The 21,869-nt window shown below is 60.8% G+C and carries 13 protein-coding genes and 1 pseudogene; 10 read left to right on the top strand and 4 right to left on the bottom strand.

Features of this window, described 5'->3' with window-relative positions; all coding sequences use genetic code 11:
- The first annotated feature begins 755 nt into the window (after positions 1-755).
- The 7 genes from OGV19_RS08030 (at position 756) to OGV19_RS08060 (ending at position 7,182) form a co-directional block, all read left to right on the top strand.
- Complete coding sequence (locus OGV19_RS08030) at positions 756-1,382, top strand: LysE family translocator (protein WP_264312894.1); 627 nt, start codon at positions 756-758, stop codon at positions 1,380-1,382.
- 212 nt (positions 1,383-1,594) lie between these two features.
- Entirely contained in the window at positions 1,595-2,047 is a 453-nt protein-coding gene (locus tag OGV19_RS08035) for a hypothetical protein (RefSeq protein ID WP_264312895.1), read from the top strand.
- Positions 2,048-2,240: 193 nt separating this feature from the next.
- On the top strand, positions 2,241-2,795 hold the full coding sequence (locus tag OGV19_RS08040; RefSeq protein WP_264312896.1) for a helix-turn-helix domain-containing protein: 555 nt from the start codon (positions 2,241-2,243) through the stop codon (positions 2,793-2,795).
- A gap of 27 nt (positions 2,796-2,822) precedes the next feature.
- A complete protein-coding gene (locus tag OGV19_RS08045; RefSeq protein WP_264312897.1) occupies positions 2,823-4,169 on the top strand; it encodes a glutamine synthetase family protein in 1,347 nt (448 codons plus the stop codon).
- 78 nt (positions 4,170-4,247) lie between these two features.
- Positions 4,248-5,021 carry a gamma-glutamyl-gamma-aminobutyrate hydrolase family protein gene (locus OGV19_RS08050; RefSeq protein ID WP_264312898.1) on the top strand — a complete coding sequence of 258 codons (774 nt, stop codon included), beginning with the start codon at positions 4,248-4,250 and terminating at the stop codon, positions 5,019-5,021.
- Between the two features lie 71 nt (positions 5,022-5,092).
- Positions 5,093-6,451: an aspartate aminotransferase family protein gene (locus OGV19_RS08055; protein WP_264312899.1), complete on the top strand. Its 1,359-nt coding sequence runs from the start codon at positions 5,093-5,095 to the stop codon at positions 6,449-6,451.
- A 176-nt stretch (positions 6,452-6,627) separates the two neighbouring features.
- Positions 6,628-7,182, top strand: coding sequence for a helix-turn-helix domain-containing protein (locus OGV19_RS08060; RefSeq protein WP_264312900.1), 555 nt, complete (start codon positions 6,628-6,630; stop codon positions 7,180-7,182).
- Between the two features lie 42 nt (positions 7,183-7,224).
- On the opposite strand, the gene OGV19_RS08065 is transcribed toward OGV19_RS08060, so the two are convergent.
- Positions 7,225-9,516 (bottom strand): Ig-like domain-containing protein, encoded by a 2,292-nt coding sequence (locus tag OGV19_RS08065; protein ID WP_264312901.1) that lies wholly within the window; start codon positions 9,514-9,516, stop codon positions 7,225-7,227.
- Positions 9,517-9,551: 35 nt separating this feature from the next.
- The gene (locus OGV19_RS08070) at positions 9,552-10,943 is read right to left on the bottom strand and encodes a hypothetical protein (RefSeq protein ID WP_264312902.1); all 1,392 of its coding nucleotides are present in this window, start codon (positions 10,941-10,943) and stop codon (positions 9,552-9,554) included.
- Positions 10,944-11,724: 781 nt separating this feature from the next.
- On the opposite strand from OGV19_RS08070, the gene mnxG reads away from it, so the two are divergent.
- Positions 11,725-17,442, top strand: a complete 5,718-nt coding sequence (gene mnxG, locus OGV19_RS08075; RefSeq protein WP_264313911.1) for a manganese-oxidizing multicopper oxidase MnxG — start codon at positions 11,725-11,727, stop codon at positions 17,440-17,442.
- A 639-nt stretch (positions 17,443-18,081) separates the two neighbouring features.
- On the opposite strand, the gene OGV19_RS08080 is transcribed toward mnxG, so the two are convergent.
- Positions 18,082-18,591 (bottom strand): ProQ/FinO family protein, encoded by a 510-nt coding sequence (locus tag OGV19_RS08080; RefSeq protein ID WP_264312903.1) that lies wholly within the window; start codon positions 18,589-18,591, stop codon positions 18,082-18,084.
- A gap of 377 nt (positions 18,592-18,968) precedes the next feature.
- Between OGV19_RS08080 and OGV19_RS08085 the strand changes: the two genes are divergently transcribed.
- Positions 18,969-19,712: a hypothetical protein gene (locus tag OGV19_RS08085; protein ID WP_264312904.1), complete on the top strand. Its 744-nt coding sequence runs from the start codon at positions 18,969-18,971 to the stop codon at positions 19,710-19,712.
- Positions 19,713-19,736: 24 nt separating this feature from the next.
- Here the strand turns inward: OGV19_RS08085 and OGV19_RS08090 are convergent, their stop codons facing one another.
- Positions 19,737-20,618 (bottom strand): LysR family transcriptional regulator, encoded by an 882-nt coding sequence (locus tag OGV19_RS08090; protein WP_264312905.1) that lies wholly within the window; start codon positions 20,616-20,618, stop codon positions 19,737-19,739.
- Between the two features lie 122 nt (positions 20,619-20,740).
- On the opposite strand from OGV19_RS08090, the pseudogene OGV19_RS08095 reads away from it, so the two are divergent.
- Positions 20,741-21,842, top strand: a pseudogene (locus OGV19_RS08095) (tRNA-dihydrouridine synthase).
- Positions 21,843-21,869 lie beyond the last annotated feature (27 nt).

The following is a 21,869-nucleotide window of genomic DNA, read 5'->3' on the forward strand; positions in this document are numbered from 1 at the left end:
TGCCCCGGTGGAGGACAGGCTTCAGCGTTTTTTCTACCGGTGCGACCGGTTGCTACGGCCACATTGTCGTCAGTCGATCTAAGACCGAACTCCGGAAGACGTGTACGCGGTGCATACCCAGGAGGGATGAAGATGCACCTGGATAAGCGTGTTGCACTGCTGATACTCACTGCGGGTCCGGTTCAGGCCGATCTGGAAATACAGAGCCAGACAGATAATCCAGGTCAGTCAGCAGCATTGACGCGTATGCAAGATTCAGCCGCAAGGCGACCGCCATCGGTGGCAAGCATTCCTAGCTTGGAACAGGGCAGGAAGGCGGGCTTGACGTGACTGAGCGCTTTGGGTCGAAAGCAGTCACTCGCGAACGGCTGCTTTCGACTTAGGCTCTGTACGAAAAGTTTTGTGGGAGCGGGCTTGCCCCGCGATGGAGTGCGAAGCACTCCTGTACCCGATATCAAATAGTGTCAAAGACGCCGCGAATTCAGGCTTTGCTGCCGCGTTGCGGCAGATCGCGGGGCAAGCCCGCACCCACAACGATGGATAACCATACTTTTTTTTCACGTACGTTCGGGTTCATCAAAGAGCAGCTTGGGTTTTCACACAGCCTGGCCCCATAGCGGATATAGCGTTCGTTGCTAGCCTAGGCAACTCAGCAGGTCTAAGCCCATCAGAGCCAGCAATCCTTGAGTTATCGCCTTGCCATTGGTACATCCCACCGTCAGGATAAATGCTTCATCAGGCTTAAGGAGAGAGCCATGTTTCCAATGAATGTGTGGTTTGCCTACACCGCTGCCTGCGTGCTGTTGGTATTGGCGCCAGGCCCTGACAACCTGTTGGCCATTGGCCGTGGTCTCAGCCAAGGCAAAGTCGCAGCGGCCGTATCTGGCATGGCGTCAGGCGCGGGCATTCTGTTTCACGTCGCAGCCGCCTCCTTAGGGTTGACCCTTCTGATGCAAACCTCGGTGGTCGCATTCTGGGTGATTAAATTCATTGGTGCCGGCTATCTACTCTGGCTCGGCATCAAGGTCTTGCGCGCTCGCAGTTTGATCAGCTTTCAGCCGGCGTCCCGGCAATCGTTGCCCAGCATTTTTCTAACGGGTCTGCTTTCGGCTGCGCTCAACCCGAAGCCAGGCTTGTTCGTGTTGGCATTCATTCCCCAGTTCGTCGATCCGGCACGTGGATCGGTCAGCGTGCAGATGATGGTTTACGGGGTGTGGTTTGCTGTACTCACAGCCTTGGGTTTTGCCTTGATGGGCATTTTCGCCACGGTGTTGTCTCGCTACCTGTACCAACGGCCACGGCTGGTAAATGGGCTAAACGTGGGCGCAGGCCTCACCTTCGTCGCCTCTGGCGTTTCGATTGCGGCTTTGAGTCAAAGATAGTGGGAGGGAGAAAGCGGCGGGGCTTTGGGTGAAACCCGCCGGTTTCGTCAGCCATTTCACGCACCTTTCTTATCACTTGTTCAACCCGAGCAGGCGCACGCAGCCCCTGCAACCGCGTGCAACTGCCGATCAGGCAGAGCAGCTGTCTTGCGACTAGCTTTACCTCGAACGCTAACGTCTGCGCCCACAGTTCAACCAGGTAAAGGTTCGTTATGACTAAAAGAATCGATCTGACGATCACCCACGATTACCTCAATCCGTTTGCCTCGCCGGACGACCCCAAGTTAAGCCCCGAGCTGGTGGACTACCTGTCAGATAGCGCCTGGTACCACCCCGAGCTGACCCTGCACATTCGCTGCCCGGAAGATGAGCGAGAGCGCCTGCAGCAAGCCATCAGCAATACCTTTGCGGAAAAGAGCGAACAACTCAGGGGGGATATTCGCAGCCTACGGCTGGTAGCGTTGATACTCCTGGGCTTGGCACTAGCCTTGGTGCTGGCAGGCACGGCTCTGGGCATTGAAGGCACCATCCCCGTGGGCGTCGTTACCGTCACCGCGTGGATGCTGCTCTGGCGTAGCGCAGAGATATTTTTTCTGGATATCCGCAGCATTAACCGGCAGCAGCGCAAGTACCAGCGCATCGCCAGCGCATCAAAGCAGTTTTGATTGAGCTTGATCGCCCCACGCTACGTGTGGACGTGAGTCGGAACCGTCATCCTGGTTGAAATCAACGCGGGACTGATCCGCCAAAGCGGGCAGGGGAGCCATCCCCCCGGTTACCCAATCGCTTGACTCGTGAATTTTTTAGTGTATTTTTTCATGAAAAATAACTCTAAAAATTTCACGGCAGCCCTAAGCGATGAAGATGAACGAAGAGGTTGAAGCCCTCGCTATCCTTATTCACGACCTGCGCAAATTCAAGAACCTGACCCTGGGCGAACTGGCCGAGCGCATCAACCGCTCGGTCGGCTTCCTGTCCCAGGTCGAACGAGGCGTGTCGCGCCCTACCGTGGCCGACCTCACCGCCATCAGTGAAGCGCTCGGCGTCTCCACCGCGTACTTCTACAACCTGAGCAAGCCCCGCAGCGTCGGCTGGGTCACGCGGCCCCACGAGCGGCGCACGCTGTACCTCGAGTCGGGCATCACCGATGTGCTCGCTTCGCCCACCATCGCCGGCGCCTTCTCCATGCTCGACAGCCACCTCGAACCAGGTGCCAGCAGTGGCGAGCCGTACCTGAGTGACCGCTCCGAGCAGGGCTGTTTCGTGCTCGAGGGCGAACTCACGGTATGGCTGGACAACGGCGACGCCGTGACCCTGCAGGCCAACGACTGCTTCCAGCTGCAGCCCCACGCGCAGTTCCGTTACGCCAACCTGACGGAAAAACCCACCCGAGTGCTCTGGGTCTTCAATTGAATTCGTTCACCTCACAAGGACAAGAAGATGAGTGTCATCTTTCCGGATCTGCTGACTGAAGTGCGCTCGTTCCGAGCGGAACACCCAGAAGTACGTTATGTCGACCTGATTGCGCTGGATATCCCCGGGCACTTCTACGGCAAGCGCTACCCCATCGACATGCTGGAAAAAGTCGCCTCCGGCACGCCGCTGAAGCTGCCGCAGAACTGCGTACTGCTGGGCACCCAGGGCGGCCTCTACCCCATTGGCGACTACTGCTTCGCCGACGGCGATCCGGATGCCGCGCGGCGCTTGGTGCCGGGTACCCTGAAACCGGTGCGCTGGGAAAAAGAACTGATCGCCCAGATGCTCATCACCTCCGACGGCACCGCCAAGCCGATCGAGTTCGAGCCCCGCGAAGTGCTGGCCCGCGTGATCCAGCGCCTGGCCAAGCGCGGCATCCGCCCGGTGGTGGCCTTCGAGCTGGAGTTCTACCTGTTCGACCGCAAGCTCGATAACGGCCTGCCACAGTACCCACGCGACACCGCGACCGAGGACCAGGACGACCAGCCGAACATGCACATCGAGCGGCTGTCGCGCTTCTCGTCGGTGCTCCACGAGATGGTCGATGGCGCCAACGAGCAGGGTGTGCCGGCAAACGTCATCACGGCGGAGCTGGGCCCCGGCCAGTTCGAGATCAACTTCTCGCACAGCGACGATGCCCTGAGCGCGGCAGACTGGTCGGCGCTGTTCTGCCGCAGCACCCGCGGTATTGCGCTGAAACACGGCTACCGTGCCAGCTTCATGAGCAAGCCATACCTGGACGCACCGGGCAGCGGCATGCATGTGCACGTCAGCCTGTACGACGCTGCCGGCAACAACATCCTGGCGGGCACCGACCAGCGCAAGCTGCGTCACGCCGTGGCCGGGTGCCTGGAGCTGCTGCCCCACTGCATGCCGATTTTCGCCCCCAACCACAATGCCTACCGCCGTTACGGTGCGATGGTAAACGCGGCGAGCAAGGCCAGCTGGGGCTTCGAAGATCGCGATGCGTGCATTCGCATCCCTGAGTCCGACCCGCGCAACCTGCGCATCGAACACCGCCTCGCGGGTGCCGATGCCAACCCGTACCTGGTGCTGGCGGCCATCCTGACCGGGATGGAGCATGGCCTGGATCGCGGCGTCGAACCCATCGCGCCACTGAACGACAACCGCCAGAGCGGCATCGACTTCCCCAAGGATGCCCTCAGCGCCCTGGCCGCCATGCGTCACCACCCGGTGATCAACGAGGGGCTGGGCAGCGAGTTCGTGATGGTCTATTGCGAAAACAAATACCAGGAGCAACTGGACTTCATGCGCCACATCGATGCCCGCGAGTACCGCTGGTTCTTGTAGGTGCCAAGGTTCGAACAGCGACGCCTGTCTTTCCACCGTTTCAATACAACGCGCAATATGGATTTGCCGGAGGACGATATGCCCCGTGTGCCCGTTATCGGCATCACCGCATGCACCAGCATGATTGAGCTGCATGCAACCCAGACCATCAGCGAGAAGTACGCACGCGCGGCGGCCAAGGCGGCGTGTGGGTTGCCCATCGTGATTCCCAGCCTCGCCGACCTGATGGACAGCGCCGATATTCTCGACGTGGTGGATGGGCTGATCTTCACCGGTTCACCGTCCAACATCGAACCGTTCCACTACAACGGTCCGGCCAGTGCAGCGGGCACCCATCACGACCCTCTGCGTGATGCCACCACGTTGCCGCTGATGCGTGCGGCCATCGCCGCCGGTGTACCGGTGCTCGGTATATGCCGTGGTTTCCAGGAAATGAACGTGGCGCTGGGTGGCACCCTGCACCAGAAGGTCCACGAGACCGGTATGTTCATGGACCACCGCGAAGGCAAGGGCGAGCCCATCGAAAAGCAGTATGGCCCGCGTCACGCCTTGCATATAGAACCCGGCGGCATGCTCGAGCGCATGGGCTTGCCGGCAATCATCCAGGTCAATTCCATCCACGGCCAGGGCCTCGATGTGTTGGCCCCTGGGCTGAGGGTGGAAGCGCTGGCACCGGATGGCTTGGTGGAAGCGATTTCGGTCGAGCACAGCAAGGGCTTTGCCCTGGCCGTGCAATGGCACCCCGAGTTCCAGGTCATGGACAACCCGCATTACCTGACGATTTTCCAGTCCTTCGGCAAGGCTTGCCGGCACCGCTCGGTGCTGCGCCAGAGGTTGTTGAAGTCCGCCTGAATACCCAGTGTTTCCCACCTACAAAAAAGTACCCGCGCAGCACGGCTGCGCAACTTGATGGAGTGAAGTCAATGAGTGAACAGAATTCGCAGACCCTTGCCTGGCAAGCGATGAGCCGCGACCATCACCTGGCCCCGTTCAGCGATGTCAAGCAACTGGCCGAGAAAGGCCCGCGCATCATCACCTCGGCCAAGGGCGTGTATCTCTGGGACAGCGAAGGCAATAAGATTCTCGATGGCATGGCGGGCCTGTGGTGCGTGGCGGTCGGTTATGGCCGTGATGAACTGGCCGACGTCGCCAGCCAGCAGATGAGGCAGCTGCCGTACTACAACCTGTTCTTCCAGACCGCGCACCCGCCCGCGCTGGAGCTGGCCAAGGCGATCGCCGATGTGGCCCCGCACGGCATGAACCATGTGTTCTTCACTGGCTCCGGCTCGGAAGGCAACGACACCGTGCTGCGCATGGTCCGCCACTACTGGGCGATCAAGGGCCAGAACAACAAGAGGGTCATCATTGGCCGCATCAACGGCTACCACGGCTCCACCGTGGCGGGCGCTGCGCTGGGCGGCATGAGCGGCATGCACCAGCAGGGCGGCATGATCCCGGACATCGTGCACATCCCGCAGCCGTACTGGTATGGCGAAGGCGGCGACATGACCGAGGCCGATTTCGGCGTGTGGGCGGCCGAGCAGCTGGAGAAGAAGATCCTGGAAGTTGGCGTGGACAACGTCGCCGCCTTCATCGCCGAACCGATCCAGGGCGCCGGTGGCGTGATCATCCCGCCGCAGAGCTACTGGCCGAAGGTCAAGGAGATCCTGGCCAAGTACGACATTCTCTTCGTCGCCGACGAAGTGATCTGCGGCTTCGGCCGTACCGGTGAGTGGTTCGGTACCGACTACTACGACCTCAAGCCTGACCTGATGACCATCGCCAAGGGCCTCACCTCCGGCTATATCCCCATGGGCGGCGTGATCGTGCGTGACGAAGTGGCCAACGTCCTCAGCGAAGGCGGCGACTTCAACCACGGCTTCACCTATTCCGGCCACCCGGTGGCGGCCGCGGTGGGCCTGGAGAACCTGCGGATCCTGCGGGACGAGCAGATCATCGAACAGGTGCAGAAAAAGACCGCCCCTTATCTGCAACAACGCTTGCGCGAATTGGCCGACCACCCGCTGGTTGGCGAAGTGCGCGGCCTGGGCATGCTCGGCGCGATCGAGCTGGTGAAGGACAAGGCCACCCGCGCCCGTTACGAAGGCCAAGGGGTCGGCATGATCTGTCGCCAGCACTGCTTCGATAATGGCCTGATCATGCGCGCCGTGGGCGACACCATGATCATCGCGCCGCCGCTGGTGATCAGCATTGAAGAGATCGACGAACTGGTGGAAAAAGCCCGCAAGTGCCTGGACCTGACGTACGCGGCTATTGGCTGAGTGAGGGCGTCGCTGGGGCTGCTGTGCTGCCCATCGCCCGAAGCCTGCGATGGGCCGCAACGCGGCCCCAGATGCTCGACTCCCACGCAGCTATAGCGTGAACAATTTTGCTTTGCGAGTTGAATCCTGTACTTTTCACGGCATCAATTTCCCCGTCCGATAGCCGCGATTCAACTATGAAAGTGCACGAAGAAATCGAAGCCCTGGCCGTCCTGATTCGCGACCTGCGCAAGTTCAAAGGCCTGACCTTGGGCGAGCTGGCCCAGCGCATCGGCCGTTCTGTGGGCTTTCTCTCACAGGTCGAGCGCGGCGTGTCGCGCCCAACCGTGGCCGACCTCACGGCTATCAGTGAAGAACTCGGCGTCTCGACCGCTTATTTCTACAAGCTGGACAAGCCTCGCGAGCTCGACTGGGTCACTCGCCCTCACGAGCGTCGCACGCTTCACCTGGCCGGCGGCATCACCGATGTGCTGGCCTCCCCGACGATAACGGGCGCGTTCTCCATGCTCGATAGCCACCTGGAACCGGGGGCCAGCAGCGGCGAGGAGTACCTGGATGACAGCTCGGAACAAGGCTGCTTCGTGCTCGAAGGCGAGCTGACCGTCTGGCTGGATGGCGGCGAGCCGGTAACGCTGCGCGCCAGTGACAGTTTTCAGCTGCAACCCCACGCCAGTTTTCGATACGCCAACCTCACCGACAAGCCCACCCGCGTACTCTGGGTATTCAGCTGAGGGTTGCGCCCCGCTGCCTGATCAAGGTAGCGGGGCGCCTTGCTACTGAATGACCACCGGCACTGTGCGCACCGTTCCAAGCGAGGAGCGGATCGTGACCGTTGGGGCAGCGCTCGGTACCACGCCCGTGGTGGTGGTCGACAGCCGCCAGCGGCCGCTGATCGGGACTGTAGCGGTGCCCAACGTGACCAGCCCATTGGAGGTTGTAACTTGAATGGTCAACGTATTGCCGACTACCGCCGAGGAGGTCCCAGACAGGTCCCAGGTCAAGCGGTCGTTGGCGCGCGCCCGTGCCACGGCGGTGGTGACTACCAAGGTTTCTTGCGTCACCTGCGGTGTAACCTGCACGGTGACGGTGGCGGGTGCCGAGAGCGTTCCGAGCGAATCTCGGACCTGGTAGGTGAAGGTGGTGGCAAAGGCGCTGGTGACATTCTGCGGTGCGGTGTAGGTCACCACTGTGCCGTCGGTGCTGACACTGCCCTGGCCCGCTGCCGGCTGGGACAGGATGATGACGGTCAAGGGCGTACTGCCAGAGTCGTTGAGCAACACATTCAACGTCAGCGTTCCGCCTTGGCTGGCTGCAGTGTCGTTAGTGGCGACCGGTACCGGGTTCGGGGTCACGTTGACCGTGACCGTTCCAGGCTCCGAATCGAGGCCCTTGCTGTCCCTGGCGATGTAGCTGAAGGTCGCCTGCAGCGGGGCATTGGTGGCCGGTGGTGTGTAGGTCAGGCTGGTGGTGCCATTGAGCACCACCGTACCCTGGCCGGCCGCCGGTGGTACGAAGCTGCCGATGGTCAGCGGCGTGTCGTTGTCGGGATCGCTGTCATTGGCCAACACGTTGATGGTGATCGGTACGCCTGCGTTGGTGCTGACGGTATCCGCCACGGCAAGGGGTTTCTCGTTGCCGGAAGGAACCTCGACGATGCCGGTAACGGTCACCGGTTCGCTGTCCGCTCCGCCGGCAGCCGACTTGACCGTAACGCTTTCCGGTGGCTGGCTCAGATCATTGACCACCAGCGTGCCGTCTGCTGGCAGAGGACCGTATCCCTGGGCGACGAGGCCAGGATTAAGGACCTTGTCACTGGAGCTCGCGGTGATGGTCAGGCGGCGATTGGCTGGGTCGTATTGAGCCGTACTGACTTTCACCACATCGACAGGCGTGCGTGAAACCGACGTGGGTTTGCTCACGCCACCCAATTCGCTTGCTGTCAGTACCACCACTGATGGCGGCGCCGCAGAGGTGGCGAAGGTGGTGTAGAAGTAGCCGTTGTTGTCCGTCAGCAGGTTCGCGTTGGGCAGGCACGGTCCTGGTGGTGTGCCGGTCAGGATCAGGGTGGTGCGGTAGCACACTGTCGAAGCAGCCGGCGTCACTGCCTGGGTACTGCTGTTGGTACGGAACGAGTCGGCAAATACTTCGATCTGCGAGCCGTTGCTGTCACGCTGGTAGGTGATGCGCTCCACTTCCACCGGCGTCTGGGTGCGGTCATCGTAGATCTTGCCGGAGATAGCGAACAGGTTGCTGCGCAGTGTGCCCGCAGGGCCGGAGATCTCCAGGTAGTTCTGTGGGTTGCCCTCGGCATCAAGGACCGGGCTGCCGCGCACCTGGTCAGCGAGGTTCGGGTCGCCGACGAACTTCTCCTGCAGGCCGGTTTCCGGGTTGGTCTCGGTGAAGTAGCGGGTGATTTCCGTGCCGGCTTCATTGGTCAGGCTATTGGGGGCAGACGCGCTGTACAGGAACGGCCCGAGGGCTCCCTGCAAGGCCCCCGAATAGTTGAGCGTGGCGATGCCGATATCACTGGTATCGTTGATTGCCCGCCGCCCTGGCGTGGCAACGACGTACACTTTGGTACCGTACGGATGGCGCACGGTGTACATCCCCGCGGTGGGAACGGCGGCGCGGATACGGATGCGCGCGAAGTTGTGCTGTTCCCCATCGATGATCTCGCCTTCGCCGGCCACCGCTTCCAGTGCAGCAACGTACTGCTCGATGCCGAAGGTTCTGTCACCGACGCTGCCGTCAGCGGTGAACCAGAAGCTTTCACCTGGCCAGTTATTCGGGAAGATGATGGGCTCGGCGGGATTGAAGCCGCCTTCTGCAGGAATGGTGCACATGTAGCCGGGGGCAGCTGCGTTGCCCGGCGCACGGGAGCTGACTGTCTTGGACAGGCAGAGCTCCAGCTTCACATTGTTGAAGTCCTGATACCACATGGGGAACCGGCCGGTGGCGAGGGTGTAGGGCCCCGGGTCGAAACCCTGCAGCGCGGCGTTGGCACCGCCCACCATGGCGATGGACAGGCTCAGTGTGTTGAATATGAAGCGTGGCCATTTGTTCATGTTAGCTCCTGGCGCTTGATCCGAATTCGGATGGGTCACTGGACGATGACCACTTCTTCTGTATCGCTGCCGCCGTTCGCCGAAGTGACCCGAATGGTCGCCGGCGGGACGGTGCCGGCGTTGGGTGACAGGGACTTGTCGGCGCCGCCGACAAGTTCACCGATCAGCCCACCGCTCCTCCCGGCGTAGGCCGTCAGTTTTGGCGGGGTGATACGGTCGCTGGTCGAGGCCTCGATGGTCAGTCGACCGGTGCTGCGGCTGTATTCGGCGCGGCGGATGGTGACCAGATCGGTCAGTTGCACAGGCACGGTGGTGGGCACATGGAGGGTAGGGATCGCCAGATGGTTGTCGACAGTCACTTGCAGGATCGCCGGCAGCGTCGGGTTGACTATCGACTGGCCATACCAGCTTCCGGTCGAATTGGCTTCGGTCATGGTCACGGAAGTGCCCGCGCTGTCCAGGAAGCTGGCCGAACCGGGAGGCGGAGGCGCCATGGTGAAGACATCCTGATGCGCGACCACACCAGTGGCCGTGGTTCCCCTCGAGTAAGTCGCACGTTGGACCAAGGCAGGCGCAGGCAGATCCACCGCGCTGAGCTTGCCGGAAACGGAGAATGTAGTGCTGCGCGTATCGATGCCGTCAGGACCCTGGATACGCAGGTAGTTGGTATTGAAGGGGCTGCCAGTCACTTGCTCCTGCAAGTTCGGGTCGCCGATGTAGGTCTCCTGCTGGCCGGTTTCCGGGTTGGTCTCGGTATAAGGGCCATTGACACTGCGCAGGAACGGTCCGATGTCTCCCTTCAGCGCGCCGTAGTAATCGCCGGCTGGGCCGATGCCGATGTCCCGGGTCATGTTGATTGCCCGGGTGCCGCCGGTGTCGGCGAACGCTTCCGGTGTGACATTGAACACGTCGACGCCATACGGGTGGGTGACGGTGTAGACGCCGGCTGCGGGAACATCCACCCGAATCCGAATACGGGCGAAGCTCAGTTGGTGGCCGTCGGCGATCTCGCCGTTGAACGCTGCTTCGATGGCCGCGACGTAGGTCAGGTCGATGCCACTGGCGGCGTCGGTAATGGCGCCGTCCGCGGCGTACCAGAAGGTTTCATCTGGATAGTTGGTTGGGAAGACGATGGGTTGGGTGTCATCGAACTCCCCAGGGGCCGGGTTGAGGACGCACATGTAGGCAGGCGCCCCGGGCGTGGCGGCTGTGCGCGAGCTGACGGCCTTGCTCAGACACAGGTCGAGGGCGCGGCCGTGGGTGTCCTGGTACCAGGCGGCGTAACCCGTCTTGTTTCCGCTGTCGAGCGGGTAGGGGCGCTCTCCAGGGATACCCGGGTCTACGGCGTAGAGGCCTGCCTGCGCCGTCCCGCCACTCAATGACGCAAGCAGGAGCGAACTTGCCAGTAGGGTCAATCTGTTGTGCATGATTCAGTCCTCTGGAAATGACCCAGGCTGGGTGACGCAGCTCGGTCGAAGGGGGCTGAACGGCATCAGCAACGATCGTGCCTGTTTAATGCTCAATACAGTTTGGAAGTTATATCGACAGCAAAATACTTGAGTCGAAAATAGTTGAGGAGATCCCTGTTTTGGCAGTGATTCACGCCGTGTTAGTGCGGGGCAGGTGATTCAGTGGCTACTGAAGATTGCCAGTGGTTCATGCTGCAATTGTGCAGATCGAACCGCCGCCTTAATTGATTGAAAGCGGGTCCGGTAGGCGGGCAGAGAGACGCTCATTCTTGTCGAAACGGATACAAATGGGGGATTTCGCCCAGTGGTGGGGGATGTGTACTCAAGCGCCGAGTGCGGCTCTTCAAGGCTTGCGACCGTTTCACCGGTGATACGGTAGGCGATACGTTTACGATTTTTTGTAATTGATGACCGTTTTGTGACAACTAGTCGCGCGCGCGTGCATGCCGGGTTTTCATACATAATTTGAAACAAGTTCCAGGATTTGGGGTAAATAGGGGCGCGTATCTTTTCCCCTCTATTGGGTGGCAACTTCGCAACTGATTGAATTGGTGCTTTTTTTATTTTGGCGCGATATTTGCGCGCGCTAAGTTCAGCCCTGTTTGTGCTGACTTGGAGGCCCGCCCAAATGACCTGCGCACACTTACACACTCCTATCGATCTCAATCGCATACGTTGCTGGTTGAGGCGACCGCAAGGGTTGGCTTTGCTTGCCGGCGTATGGCTCGCGGGTGGCGAAATGGCCGAGGCGGCGGTGCAGTGCCAGCGCATCTTGGTGGCCAATGTCGTGGCCATGGACCAGCCGTTGATGTTCAACCGGCTCGGTGCGCATAACCCCAACGGCATGATGTATGCCCTGCGCGGGGATGTAGTAGACACCAATGGGGTGTTGATTACCCAAGGCGGCAGCGCCACACCCGGTCAAGTCACCTTGCGTCCGGACAAACGTCCGCGCCCATTGGTACTGCGGGTTGCTGCCGGGGATTGTTTGACGGTCAACCTGCAGAACCTGCTGGCTTTCCAGGCCAACCCCAATGGCCAGGGCACTGACCACGAGAATGCCGCCAATGGCGAGTTGCATGTCGACGCTCAAGTTGCCGACCGTCATGTGGGTTTCCAAGTCAACGGCTTACAGGCATTTGGATCGATCAACGATATTTCCGCCAACAGCGGCCGCAACGACAACACCTTGCTGGCGCCCGGGCAAAGCCGTAGCTACACCCTCTACGCCGAACGCGAAGGCACGTTCGCGGCGACCAGTTACGGCGCCACCTTCGGTAGCGAGGGCTCTTCGGGCAACGTCGGCAATGGCCTGTTCGCCCAGGTCGTGGTGCTGCCCAAAGGCGGGCAGGCTTATCAAAACACCGTCACCGAAGAAGAGATGCGCTTGGCCACGCGCGGTCGTACACCGGCCGGCCAGCCCATCATCGACTACCAGGCTCGCTACCCGGTGCTTGAACCCTGGATCTCGGAAGGCAAGGCCGGCAAGCCGATCCTGAGCATGGTCGACGGCAGCGAGATCATTGCCAGCAACGCAGACGCCGTGATCATGGGGCCCAATGCCGATGGCAGCTTCCCACCGACAACCTATCCCCTTGAAAGCCAGGGCAAGCGTAACCCCAGCCTGCCCAATCGCCTGGAGCCATTCCGCGATTTCGCTGCGGTGTTCCATGACCAGTCTGCAGTTGTCCAGGCGTTTCCGGGGTTCTGGGGCGACCCTGTGTTCGGCCAGATGCTTGATCCGACCCGCGACGCCTTCATGGTCAACTACGGTTCCGGTGGCATGGGCGCGGAGGTCATCGCCAACCGGGTGGGTGTCGGCCCCATGCATGATTGCTTGTCGTGCGCCTATGAAGAATTCTTCCTCAGCGCACACACCACCGGCGATATCGCGATGCAGGTGGACGTGCCGGCCAACATAGGGCTCGAGTTGCTGGCGCCTGGCCAGGTACCTCCCGCCGACAGTGTCGGTATCAAGGCCAGCATGGCGCTGTATCCGGCCGAGCCTTCCAACGTTGCCCACAGCTACCTGGGCGATGCGGTGAAGGTTCGCAATATCAGCGTGGGTTACGAGCAACACGTTTTTCATCTGCATGGTCACCAGTGGTTGTTCAACCCCAACGATGACAACTCCGACTACATGGATGCACAGGGCGTGGGCCCAGGCTCCGGTTACACCTACGAGATCGCCAATGGTGGGTCCGGCAACCGCAATCGGGTGGTCGGCGATGCGATCTATCACTGCCATTTCTACCCGCATTTCGCCCAGGGCATGTGGGCCATGTGGCGCATCCATGATGTGTTTGAAGAGGGCACGCGGCTGGCGGTAAGCCAGGCGGGCAACAACAATTTCCACACTCAGCCGTTTGCCTTGCGCAGTGGCTTGCCGGCCTCGGGTGCGCGGGCCTTGCCCGATGGCGAGATCGTCGCCGGCACGCCCATTCCGGCGGTCGTACCCCTGCCGGGCAAGGCCTTGCCGCCGATGCCGGGCAAGGTGGTGGTAATTCCCAAAATGAGTGGTGGAACGCTGGCCGAAGGCCAAGAGCCGGGTGACGATAGCCAAACGCCGGCTGCGCAGCGAGTCGTCGGTTCGCTGGCCCTGGTCGATCGCAGTGAAGCCAACCGCAACGCCGATGGCAGCCTGAAAAATCCCGGCTACCCGTTCTGGATCGGCGGCGTTGAAAGCACCGTCGGCCAGCGGCCACCGACGCCGCCGCTGGACATGCTCGATGCGCAAACGGCCACGGCCTTGAAGGGCAGCGGCAAGGCGCTGTGGGCGGCGTTGGATCCGGCCCAGGCCGGTGGTTGGGATGGCGGCCTGCCACGGCATGGCCTGGACGGCTGGGCGGCGGGCGGCGAGGCGCAGGTGACCACCAGCCTGCTGGACATGAGCAAGGGCCTGGAGCGCGCCAAGCCGGTGTATTTCCCCGAGGAGGGCACCGAGGTCGAACAGTCGGCCATGGCCTTCCACGCCACGCCATCACATGCCAGCTTCGCCGTGCTGCCCAGTGGCCAACTGCTGCCGCGCGACTTCCTCACCAACGGCGGGCCTCCCGTGGCGGGTGCGCCGTTTTTCGAGCCGTGCATGGACGACCGGCAAAAACGCCTGACCCGCAGTGCCGGAGCCGGCAATTTCAACAGTGGTGAGCGTCTCGACGCCCAGACGTTCAGCGGTGCCTCGCCGTTCAGCGCCGATCATCCGCGCATTTACAAAGGCGCCAATATCCAGTTCGACGCGGTGTTCAACAAGGTCGGCTATCACTTCCCGCAAACCCGCATCCTCACCCTGTGGGAGGATGCATGGCCGGTGATCAACAAGCAGCGCCCACCTGAGCCGTTGGTGATGCGCATGAACACCTTCGACTGCACCATGTACCAGCACACCAACCTGGTGCCTTCCGTCTACGAACTCGACGATTACCAGGTGCGTACGCCCACCGACGTCATAGGCCAGCACATCCACTTGCCCAAGTGGGACCTGACTGCCGCCGATGGCTCGGCCAATGGATGGAACTACGAGGATGGCGTGCTCTCGCCGTCTACCGTGGTCGAGCGCATCCACGCCATTCGCCGGTTCAACGCTTGCCGGGACGACGACCCACGCGAAGGTACCGGGGACTGTCCCGTGGCCAAACAGCACCCTTACTTCGGGCGATTCAATCGCGCCGACTGGCTGGGTGCGCGCACCACGATGCAACGCTGGTTCGCCGACCCTGTGCTGAACGTGCACAACATCGATCGCGGCCTGGGCAATATCTTTACCCATGACCACCTTGGCCCTTCGACCCATCAGCAAGTGGGCATGTACGCCACCGTGCTTGCCGAGCCTGCCGGTTCCAAGTGGTACCACGCCGAAACCGGCGAAGCCTTGTATAACGGCAGCGGGCGCCAGGACGGCGGGCCAACTTCCTGGCAAGCCGTGATCGAGACCGGTGATCTTAACGGTGACAACAAGAACGACAGTTACCGCGAGTTCTTCCTCGAGTTCAGCGACTTCCAGCACGCCTATGAGGCCGGTGTCTACGTCGGCGCGGGCCCCGATGGTATTCCCGATGCGCAAGCCTACCCGGCCACCGCAGACAGCTTCCGCTACGCCATCAACCCGCCAGCGCGCAAGACCGCCGGCAACCTGCTGGAGTCTGTCGTGGAAGTTGCCAGCGGCCAGTTGCTGACGTGTCCGTCGCGGCCGTGCCCGCAAGCGATCTCGGCGTCGGACCCGGGCATATTCGTCGTCAACTACCGCCATGAACCCCTGGGCTTGCGCATCTACGACCCCAACAAGGTCGCGCCAGACGGCAAGCGTGGCATGCAGGCCGATGGTTTGGCCGGTGACCTGGCCTATGCCCTGCAAAACCGCACCGACCGGGCGATCCCTGCACTCAACCTGGCCCCCAGCGCGATCACCGCCGCTACCGGCCCCACCGGCGGGGTCACGCTATTGCCCAAGCACATCAACCGGGGGGACTTACCGGGCGATCCGTTCACGCCGACGTTACGCACCTATACCGGCGACAACGTGCGCCTGCGGGTCAATGCCGGCGGCCATGAAGAGGAGCACAACCTGACGTTGCATGGGGTGAAATGGCTGCACTCGGGCAGCGGCTTCGGCAACAGCTCCAACACCGGCTGGAAGGCATCGCAAATGGTGGCGATTTCCGAGCAACTGGGCTTCATGGCCCCTGTCGCGATGATGTCCAGTGCCGCCAGCGATACCGGCGATTACCTGTATTCCATGGATGCCTCCCTGGAGGGCTACTGGAGTGGCCTGTGGGGCGTCATGCGCAACTACTCGTTGAGTCGCAGTGACCTGTTCCCGCTACCCAACAACCCCAGGCCGGTGGCCGCGCGCAACACGGTCAATTTCAATGGCGTATGCCCGCGCGTCAGCCCTAATCCAAGTGGGGTCGGCAACCGGACGACGGTGCAGCGTAACTATGAGGTCGTTGCAGCGCTGGCCAACGATATCCTCGCCAACCCGTTGGGTCTGACCCTTGGCGATCCGGCAGGTGCCGGCCAGCATGTCGGCGGCCCGCTGAACTCGCAGGGCGGCACCCTGGTGTACAACCCGAGGCCGGTAACTGTGCCGCAGGTGACGATCTTCGACCCTGAAGATGGCGAGACATTCACCATTGGCGGGCAGTCCGGCCCATTGCACGACCCGACTGCCATCTTGTATGTGCGCAAGGCTGATCTGGACCCGGTCACCGGCAAGCTCAAACCCGGGGTGCCCGTCGAGCCGCTGGTACTGCGCGCCGCCGCCGGCGATTGCATCAACATCACCCTGGAGAATCGCCTGCCCTTGATGATGCCGGACCTGCCGAACTACGCGGTGATGCAAGGCACGGTCAAGCGTGACCGTGCCGCTGCGCAAGGCTCGACCACCTTCAACAACAACCTGATGCGCCCCTCCAGCCACATTGGCCTGCACGCCCAGTTGCTGACCTACGACGTGAGCAAGTCGGATGGTTTCAACGTCGGCAGCAACCCGGTCCAGACGGTGGCACCACGGGTAGGCAATACGGGGGCTTGGCCAAGCCGGACCTATCAGTACTACGCCGGGCACCTGGAGCGCGCCGGTCAGCCGGTGGCGTCTCAATTGGGGCGCAACGTCGACGTGATCGAGGCGACCCCCATCGAGTTCGGTGGCCTCAACCTGATGCCGGCCGACCCGATCAAGCAACCGCAAAAAGGCCTGGTGGCGGCCATGTCGGTGATGCCGGCGGGTGCCACCTGGCAGGAGGATGCCGCTTCCAGGGCGTCGGCTACGGTGCAGGCGCCGGGCGCGAGCCTGTATCGCGACTTCATCATGGTCTGGCAGAAGTCCCTGAACATGCGTTGGGCCAACGGCTTGCCGGTGGAGAACATGTCGTCCGAAGGGCCGGGCATTCCCAACGACCCGAAAGACAACTCGGACATGGCCATCAACTACAAGAGCGAGCCCCTGTGGTACCGATTCGCCCGAGCGCCTAACGCGCCGTTCGGCCAGGCGGGTGGCAATGGCCTGGGCGCAGTCACGAACGCCCACATGGCCTACAGCAATGCCCTGGTCGGTGGTGACCCGGTAACGCCGATACTGCGCGTCAAGCCGGGGCAGCCGTTCCGCACCCACGTGCTGATGCCTTCGGGAGGGAGCCGTGGAGCGACCTTCCAGCTCGACGGGCATGTCTGGGCGTTCAACCCGTTTCAGGCTGAAAGGGTGGACCTCTGGGGCTACCCGATGAAAGACGCGGGTATCGGTTCGGTTCGATTCGGCTACAACCCCATGGCCATGTACATCGGCGCCCAGGAAAGCGTACTGCCAGCAGCGCATTTCAGCTTCATGTTCCCCAGTGCCGGTGGTGCCAACGCGGTACCTGGCGATTACCTGTACCGGGACTATGCGGCCTTCGGCAATCTGGGCGGCATGTGGGGGCTGTTGCGGGTCAGTGACGAGCCTGCGTCAACCACCGCGCAATGACAGATGCTGTTTATTACGCTCTGTACGAAAAGTTTTGTGGGAGCGGGCTTGCCCCGCGATGGAGTGCGAAGCGCTCCTGTACCTGATATCAAATAGTGTCAAAGACGCCGCGAATTCAGGCTTTGCTGCCGCGTTGCGGCAGATCGCGGGGCAAGCCCGCTCCCACAGCGAGGGATGACCATACTTTTCGTACAAAACCTAGCACCTCTCGGGCTGCCGATCATCGAGTGCGCCGACGCAGACCAAGCGTTGGCGGTGCTGGAGCGGGCCTCTGGAATCGTGCTTGTCGTAACGGACGTTTGGATGCCAGGTAGCATGGACGGCGTGGCGTTGGCGAAAATCATCTGGTCGCGATGGCCATCCATTGCAGTGCTCATTACATCTGGGAATTGCTTGCTCGCGTCGAACATGTTGCCAACCCACGCGGCTTTCGTTCCCAAGCCTTGGTCTGTTGGCGGGCTGCTGCAAACGGCTAATAGGCTCCTGCATTGCTGAGCCGGACAGAATCGACATCGATTTCAAGTCTCAGCCCAGCAGCCCAAGGGTGTGCATTTCTGAAGACTGCCAAGTAACGGCAATGCCTGTCGTGCTTCATCCCTTGGGCTAGTTTGCTGAAAACAGAGCAGAGCGCGACTGGACTCAGTCCGTCGTCTGCTCCGCTGTGGTATCAGCGGCAGCGGCCGGGGCATCTGCTTTTGACTTCGCACGATTGCGTCGGCCCTGGCTGCGTTGCCGCGAAGCTTGTTGCTTGGCGTGCAGCGCCTGAGCGGCGGTTACAGTGCCAGATGCTTGACCACTCAAGTCCAAGCGCGGCGCACCCTCCACCATGCTTGCCCAGTAGCGGGTTCCCCGACACCAGGTAGAGATGCCCAGCTTAAGCTGTTCGGGGGTCAAGCCGAGCAGCTCCAGGTGTTGCTCGGCATCCTTGAAGATACCCTCCTTGAGCGGCACCTTGGGGGCCGGATTGACAGGGAAGGCCAATGGAAAATGCTTCTGCAACGGCCAGATCGCTGCCACCGCCGGGTCCAGGTCGCGAGGCTTCGCCTGCGGGGGAGATTTGCGCTTGGGGTGTTTCGCGCTATCGGCCTTTACCTGCTCTTTTTCTGCCCTGAGGCGGTCACGTAGCTCAGCTAGTTGTTCAAAACCCATCGTTTAATTCACTGCTTCGAAGTTGATTGCGTGGCGTAAGGATATGCCATTCAGCGCTTGAGAGCAGCTGAAACAGGATGAATCGCCACTGTTTTCGTGAGCGCGAGAATGAGTTGATCTCATCAATGGGTAGGGGAGAGTGGCGTTGACGGCGTACGCGCTGGCGTCTGCGCCTGAATGAAGAAGGAAGATGAATGAGGTAAACGCTACCCTTCAGGTGTAAACCACTATTACTATCGAATCACGCCTTCCATGATCGGCAGGCGTATTGGCGCCACCGATGTGTGCTGACACCCCGCTCGGGCTGCGAGGGGTGCTGATGGCAGTTGCTATGGACGGCGCCGAGTCAAAAGCCCTCTTGTCGAAAAGTTGATTTCATGCACGAAAAAAACGCCGTACTGATTCTTGAAGCCCCTTGGAACATCTATGAAGGGGATATCAACCGCAGCTCGGTCGAGCCCTTTTTTCAAGGTCTGGCCAAACAATCCAATGATGTCGAAATTCTGCACTCACGCTTCTACGATGTGAGCAGCTTCAGGTTGGCATTCGCTGCGCTGAGCAAGCATAAGTACAAAAATGCCATCGTCTATGTCGCTGGCCATGGCGACGGCCAGCGCGTGGGAGGCGCCAAGATCATCGACATCATGGTCGAGTGCAGCCTAAAGTCAGTGGCAGCCAATATCACCGGGGTGGTTTTGGGCTCGTGCTTCTCCGCTGGCACCGCCAAACGCTCGCAGGCTGACACGATCAATTTCATGGTCCAGGAATCGAACATTGCCTGGGTGGCCGCCTACAACTGCGCCGCGTACTGGCATGAAAGCACCATCATCGACCTGTCCATCATCCGCCAGATGATTCGCGCCAAAGAGTCGGATTTCCAGGATCGCAGTGACATCAGCGAGCAACTGGCGATGGGCATTGAATGTTTCAGCCCTCACTTTGCCGTGGGCAGCAATGGTAAGCCTGGTAATGAGCGGGAGTTAATCAGCCTCAAGCAAGGCATCTCATTCTTCTCTCAACCGCGGGGCCAGGGTAATCGCTCACGCTGTGTCACCTCCGAAGTCTGGAGTATGTGGGAGGGTCTGCAGCTGGAGCATGTAGATGAGCTGGAAAGAGGCTGACTGATGGTAGGTCGACGCGGCCTTCTAGCCGCGCTTGGCCAATTCTGTTTCGAGCATCTGAAGAAACACCTTAACCCGCGCGGGCACATATCGGCGCGATGGGGTGACGGCCCATACCGAGAGCTGTTCCATACCCGCATCCGACAACGCAATTTCGATCAACGAACCGTCTCTGAGCTGAGGCAGGACATCCCAGTAAGCCAACATCGCTATGCCAAGGCCTTGGAGGGCTGCGTCTCGCACCGCACCGACACTACTGGTACTCACTCGGCCTTCCATGCGCCGTCGAACGATGTCTGCGTTTACCACGAACGGCCATTTCGGAACAGCTTGCAGGACGATGCACTGGTGCTGCTGTAGTTCCAGCAGTGTGGAAGGTTTGCCGTGCTTATCCAGGTACTTCGGAGCGGCGCACAACACGCGAGGATTGGGGGCGACCCGCCTGGCAACCAAATCGGAATCGGGCAGCGGCGCGATCCGCAGCGCCAAGTCAAAACCGCGTCCGACGATATCAACCACCGAGTCTGAAACATCCAGCTCAACGCGCAGCCCAGGATACTGCTGGAGCAATCGCTCAAGTATCGCTAGAACAATGGACTGGCCGAAGACGCTTGGCGCCGTCAGCCGCAATACTCCGGTGACCTGGCTCGAAGCAGGCTTTAGGTGTGCAAGCGCACTTTCCTCGGCCTCTATCATCGTGTGGGCGTATGGAAGAAAAGCTTCGCCTTCTGCGGTGAGCGAGACCGACCGCGTAGTGCGGTGAAACAACCGAACCCCTAGCTCTTCCTCCAGCGCAGCTACTCGCCGGGAAACCTGCATCGGTGCCACGTCCAGCTGCCGGGAAGCCGCTGACAGACTGCCTGCTGCGACCACCGAAAGAAACACTCGAACGTCCGCTACCAACATCATTACATCCTATTTTGTTATACCGGTTTCACAGTTGAACGGCTTGGTCAGGGTACAGACGCACCGTAGCATTCGCAATTATAGGTAAGTAAGTACCCATCTTGAGAGTGACGAGGTCTAGCATGCCCGATTCGAATCCCGCTATTTTAACGCCTTACGATATTAATCGGCTTGAACTACCCAATCGCTTGGCAGTCGCTCCGATGACGCGTGTGAGTGCCACCCCGTCAGGCCTGGCTACCGATGCAATGGCTCGATACTACGAGCGCTTCGCCCAAGGCGGGTTCGGTTTGATCATCACTGAGGGTATTTACACCGACCAGCAATTTTCCCAAGGCTACCCCTTCCAGCCGGGCATTACCGACTATGAACAGGCTCTCGCCTGGCGTGCGGTGACGGATCGAATTCATGCTCATCAAGGCGCCGTCTTTGCTCAGGTCATGCATGCAGGTGCCCTGAGTCAAGGTAACCGCTTTAGCGGCCAAACCGCTGCCCCCTCTGCGGTTCGGCCCAAAGGGGAGCAAATGGGTTTTTACTATGGAGAAGGCCTGTACCCTGTTCCTAAGGCGATGACTGATGAAGACATCGCTGACGCCATCGCAGGGTTCGCCCAGGCGGCAATACGATCAGTTGCCGAGGCGGGTTTCGATGGCATTGAAATCCATGGCGCAAACGGCTACCTGCTTGACCAGTTTCTTACGGATTACGCCAATAATCGTCATGATCGTTGGGGGGGGTAGTACGCAGCAGCGGATGAGGATGATCCTTGAAGTCGTCAAAGCGGTCAGGCAAGCGGTGCAGAATTTCCCGGTTGGGATACGAATCTCTCAAGGCAAGGTCAACGACTTCGTGCACAAATGGGAAGGCGGCGAGCAGGATGCCGAGATTATCTTTGGTCTGCTGGAAGACGCTGGCGTCGACTTTATCCACGTGACCGAGTTCGAGGCCTGGAAACCGGCATTTGCTACCAGCAGTGCCAGCTTGGTCGCATTGGCGCGTCGATACGCGCCTAGAACGGCGCTTATCGCAAATGGCGGTCTGCACGAGATGGCGCATGCTGAGTCGATGCTCGCTGCGGGCGCCGACATCATCGCCGTGGGGAAAGCAGCACTGGCAAATCCCGACTTCCCGAGCCTGCTGTGTGCCGGCAAACCTGTCGCTCCATTCGACGCCTCAATCCTTGCACCCATCGCCAATATCAAAGAGCAGGAGCTGGCGCTTTGAGCAACTAGCCTGGTGTGCTTCGGCGCA

The organism is Pseudomonas putida (assembly GCF_025905425.1).
In the GTDB taxonomy this organism is placed as follows: Bacteria; Pseudomonadota; Gammaproteobacteria; order Pseudomonadales; family Pseudomonadaceae; genus Aquipseudomonas; species Aquipseudomonas putida_AF.